The organism is Acidimicrobiia bacterium, assembly GCA_016650365.1.
Classification (GTDB): Bacteria; Actinomycetota; Acidimicrobiia; order Spongiisociales; family JAENVV01; genus JAENVV01.
Window position 1 is genome coordinate 1 of the sequence record JAENVV010000037.1, and the last position, 5261, is coordinate 5261.

Below are 5261 nucleotides of genomic sequence, written 5' to 3' on the forward strand. Positions count from 1 at the left end.
CGCGCCGGCGCGGGCGCAGGAAAGCGTACTCTTCGCGAGCTACATCGACGCTGACGGCGGCAAGATCATTCTGGTGGCCGGGGTGCCTAGCGCCCGGGAGGACGACGAAGGGCGGTTGTTGCGGGTCGCCAGGAAGATTCTCGACGTGAAACCACGGCTGGAGATTCGGGTCGGCGTGAATCGGGGGCACGTGTTTGCCGGAGACGTCGGCACATCTTTCCGGACTACGTATACGATCATGGGTGACACCGTGAACCTGGCCGCCCGCCTCATGGCAGCAGCGACGCCGGGGTCTTTGTATGCCTCTCCAGGGGTCGTCGACCGCTCGACCACCCTGTTCCGGACAGAGACGCCCCAACCGTTCTCCGTAAAAGGCAAGGACAAGCCAGTCCAGGCTTTTGAGCTGTTCGAAAAGATCGGTACCCGTCCATCTACATTCAATCGTGAACTCCCGTTCATGGGGCGCGAGTCGAGTTTCGAGAGTTTGGTCACGGAGATGGGGCTCGCAGCCGGAGGCGTTGGACGCTCCGTTACGGTCACAGGTGACACGGGGATGGGGAAAACTCGCATCCTCCAAGAGTTGCGCTCCGCTTCACCAGACAGCGCCTGGTTCACGGTTCGGGGCGAACCACATGGCAAGGACAACACCTACTACGCCTTGAGCGACCCGCTCCTGGCGCTGCTCGGGATCGAACGAGCATCACAGGCGGAAATGGCGGACGCGCTCGCATCGGTCATTGCGAAGCGAGTTCCCGATCTTGTGGCATTCGCATCGTTGATTGGCGATGTGGTGGGGATCGAGATGGAGCCAACGCCCGAGACCACTGAAATTGAACCTCGTTTTCGACCAGATCGGACCGTCGACGCCCTGGTGGATCTGTTTGAAGCGATACTGGAAGGTGCGTTTGTACTGGCGTTCGACGATGGCCATTGGCTAGATGACGCTACCGTGGCACTCGTCAAGAAACTGGCCGCTGTGGCCGATCAGCACAGTTGGCTGGTGGTGGCCGCGGCTCGCATTGATGGATCCGAATTCGCACCGATTGGCATGGAATTGCCACTCGAACCGCTTCGACCGGAGGATTCGAAAGCCATCGTTGTGGAAAGCACCCGCAAGGCTCCGCTACGACCCGCGGACGTCGAGAGCGTGGTGGCCCGGGCAGGCGGGAACCCGTTGTTCCTGTCGGAGATCATCAAAATCGTTCGGGAGACGGGCCAGGTATCCGATTTGCCCGAGTCGCTCGATGCGGTGGTTTCAGCCCAGATTGACCTCCTGCCACCGCTGACCAAGCAGGTCATGCGGTATGCATCCGTGCTTGGGCGGAGTTTTCCGCGGTCTGTGCTCGACGAATTCCTTGCGCCAGAGGGTATGGAACTCGATGAAGCAACCCGCCGTGACTTGAACCGATATGTCGAGGCCGACGGTCCCGACCGTTGGCGATTTCGGCACGCGGTGGTCCATGACATTGCCTACCAGGGTTTGTCCTACCGGCGTCGGCGACAACTCCATGCACGAGCGGGAGAAGTCATCGAGCGGTTGGCCGGCGACGACCCGGAAAGCGTTGCCGAGTTGCTCGCTGCCCACTTCTCCGAGGGGGGCGAATACGAGAAGGCTTGGCACTACGCCGTCTCGGCGGGTGATCACGCCCGATCGCGATATGAACTGTCCGAGGCAGTTGCCCAATACCGGATCGCTGTCGATTCGGGCCGTCGTATCGACGCCACGATGACCGAAGATCTGGCCCGAATCCTTGAGGCGCTCGGGGATGTGTGCGACACGTCGGGCCGCTATGGGGAGGCAGAACGGGCCTACCAAAACGCTCGTGATCTCCTTGCCGACGATCGTCCTGCCCAGGGCCGGTTGATGTCAAAGCTCGGAATGATTCGCGAGAAATCAGGTCAGCTGTCTGGAGCGCTGCGGTGGTTCCGCCGGGGCTTGAATCTCGTAGAGGGAGACCCGAACGCCACCGAATCCATTGTCGACCTGTCCCTCGCTTATGGCGGCATCCGTTTCCGCCAGGGCCGCTTTAACGACACGATCGAATGGTGCACGGCCGTGCTCGACCGTGGCGATCTCACCGATAGCCAACGGGCGCACGCCCTCTACCTGATTGTGACGGCCTACGCCCACGTCGGCTCCCCGGAAGCAGTGCCGGCCGCGCAGGAAGCGATCAGGATCTATCAACGAATCGGTGATCTGGTCGGCCTCGGCAACGTGCTGAACAACCTGGGCATCCACTCCTACTACCGGGGTGACTGGGACGACGCGCTCGACCTTTGGACCCGCAGCGAAGACGCCCGACGCCGCGCCGGCGATTTGAGCGGTGCAGCAGCCTCGGTCAACAACCTCGCCGAGGTCTACTCCGACCAGGGGAAGGTGGTCGAGGCCGAGGAGATGTTCCGTCGGGCACTCTACGAATGGGACAGCAGTGGAATCAGGGCCGGTGTCGGTCTCGCGCTGCTCAATCTTGGCCGAGCCCTCACCCGCCTCGGCAGGCTCGATGAGGCCTCCACAGAACTTGACAAGGGCCTGCAACTGTTCGAGGAAATGGGCGCCAAGGCGTATGTGTTTGAGGGTCGTGTTCGTCAGGCGGAGATGCACCTCTTCGCTCGCAGATTCGACGAAGCGTGTGGCCTCGCCACGGCCGTGCTTCGGGACATGGCAAATGACCCATCGACGCTGATGCAGCGGGCGGCCCTCCATCGGGTGCTCGGGTATTGTGCCGCCTCGGAATCCGATCAAGACACTGCAGAACGTGAGTTGAGGCAGGGCCTCGATGATGCCATCAAGGCCGATTCGCAATTCGAGACTGCCATGGCCATGGAAGCCCTGGCTCGGGTTCTTCCCGACCATCCAGATTGCCCCGTTTGGAACAACGGCCAGGGAGAACGACTTGTCCAGCTTGGCGTCATTGCCACCCCGGTGGTGCCGTTCGGCTAATTGTCGACCTGCATCCAACCGAGATGTCGTCTTACTTGAGGGTGAATTTGGCCACGTAGACGGCACTCCCGGTGGTGGAAACGACGAAGTTCAGGTTGTGTTCTCCTGCATTGATGGGGGGCTGCAGTGCTGAAACCTCCAAGTTGTAGATGTACCCGGCCAGGTTGGCGTCATATCGGAATTCGAAAGTCGGGCTGTTCGAAGAGCCACTGTCCTGCGGCGGGATCGCTCCGGCGCCGTCGACATTTGTCGCGGTCAGCACGATCGACGAGTTGGACAGATTGTTGTTGCTCGTATCACAGAGTTGGACTTTGATCGCAACCGTCCCGTTGGCCGGTTGCGGCTTGTTGGCGTTGTAGAGCAGACACACCTTGTACTTGACCGCCACGGTGAAGGTTTTCTGCGACGCGTTGCCGACATTGTCAACAGCGCTGACCGTGAAGCTAACCGTCCCCGGTGTTGCGGTGGAGAGAGCCGTACCGAGGGCAGGCACGCTCGTGCAGCTCGCTACGCCGGAACCGCCCGTGTCGGCGCAGGTGAACTGCACGGTCGGTGCAGTCGATCCAACGATCACGGACGTCGGTACAGTCGACGAGATGGCCGGAGCCGTCTTGTCGATCTTGACGGTGATAGGCGCGGTCATAGCGACGTTGTTAGAGCTGTCCTCGGCGCTACCTTCGATAAGGGTGGTTCCCTCGGAGGAGACCTGAAATGGACCACCGTAATCCGTCCACGGGCTCCATGTTTGGCCGCCATCGGTGGAAGTCCGATAGGTGATAGTCGCAGTACCACTGGCGTCCGACGCGTTGATTGTCACGGTCACGTTCCCCGCGTTCCAGCCATTCACCGGTGGTGGATCCGACACGATTTCGATGCCAACCGATGGGGCGGTCGTATCTACTACCTCGTAGACCGCTGACGTGCTTGAAGAGTTACCCGCCTGGTCGGTCGAGGTCACCGTGAGCGTGAAGCGTCCCAGCGAAGTTGATGGCAGCGCTGCGAGGGAGGCGACCGAAGTCGTACCGATCGTACCCTCCGGACCGACCACACCTAGGCAGGTCGGCGCCGGATCGGCTGCATCGAAGCAGCTATAGCTAGCGGTCACGTTGCTGGTGCCGAGTTCGACGGTTGTGGTTGTGGTCCCGCCTGTTGTCGGAGTGACGATGTTGATCACCGGCGCCGTCACGTCGGCCACGCTGTACGATGACTGTTCGATGGTCACGTTGCCGGCGTTGTCGGTGGCGGTGACCGTGAACGTGAAGCTGCCAACGGTCGATGTGTCGATCGATGAATCAAGGTCAGAGCTCCCGACACATGTGGCGATCCCCGACGCACTAGTGCCGGGATCGGTGCAGGTGAAGTCCGCCGGTACCGCGGCATTCTGAGCATATGGCCCGCTTGGTGACGCTATCGAAGCTGTCGGATCCAATGTGTCTATACGCACGACAACGTTCGGGGAGGGACCAGTGTTGCCGAGAACATCGGTGGCCCGTACATTGATCGTCGTTGTTCCCTCGGTGGGCACATCAAACTGGGCCGAATATGGAATCCAGGTTGACCCGTCATAGGAATACTCGGTTGATGCCACGGTGCCGACTTCGTTGTCGGTAGCGACCAACTCGACGCTCACTGGTGAAGTCGGGGACCATCCGCCGTTGATTCCGGTGCCAGCCGTCGCCGTCACACTTGGTGCCGTCGTGTCGATGCTGATCGTTACGTCGACAATGGAACTCTGATTGCCAACCCGATCGACTGCCCGGTAGGAGACTGTCGACGTGGAGCTAACGGTGACCGAAGCGAATGGCCCTGACACCGAGGTCTTTGTGGTGAAGTCGTCGGTGCTGTACTCGATGCGGTCGACGCCCGAACCAAACGGATCAAGGGCCGATATGGAGACGATTACTTTGGGAGCGTTGTATCCGTTTACTGGCGCAGGGTTGATGCTGTGATTCGCTACCGGTGGCGTCCCGTCAATCGCCAGAAGGCGAGCGCCGACGTTTCCAAGAGTGTCATAGACGAGCAGAAAGTGGCCGCCTGGTGCCGAGACCGGGATCGTCAGGGAGGCCGCATTCGTGACGTCTATTTCGACGCCGTCCAAGACGTACCGGTCGATCAACCCTGCACTCGACGTGGCCACGGCATCGACAGCTCCCGCATACCATCCGTTTACTTCGGTGGCCGAGATGTCGATCGTAACGACGTCGCCCCCGCCGGTGTCGGTGGTCGCGAAGTACACGCCTTTGGCGGTCGAAGATCCGCAGTTTGCACTCGTGTCGCATGCCTGGACCCAGAAGGCGTAGCTACTTGCAGCACCCCAGGA

At 60.8% G+C, this 5261-nt stretch carries 2 protein-coding genes; one reads left to right on the plus strand and one right to left on the minus strand.

Going from position 1 to position 5261, the window contains the following annotated elements; genetic code table 11:
- Positions 1-2941 (plus strand): tetratricopeptide repeat protein (locus JJE47_02360; protein ID MBK5266254.1); only part of this gene is annotated, 2941 nt, incomplete at its 5' end.
- Between the two features lie 31 nt (positions 2942-2972).
- On the opposite strand, the gene JJE47_02365 is transcribed toward JJE47_02360, so the two are convergent.
- A partial coding sequence (locus tag JJE47_02365; protein MBK5266255.1) for a hypothetical protein occupies positions 2973-5261 on the minus strand: 2289 nt, incomplete at its 5' end.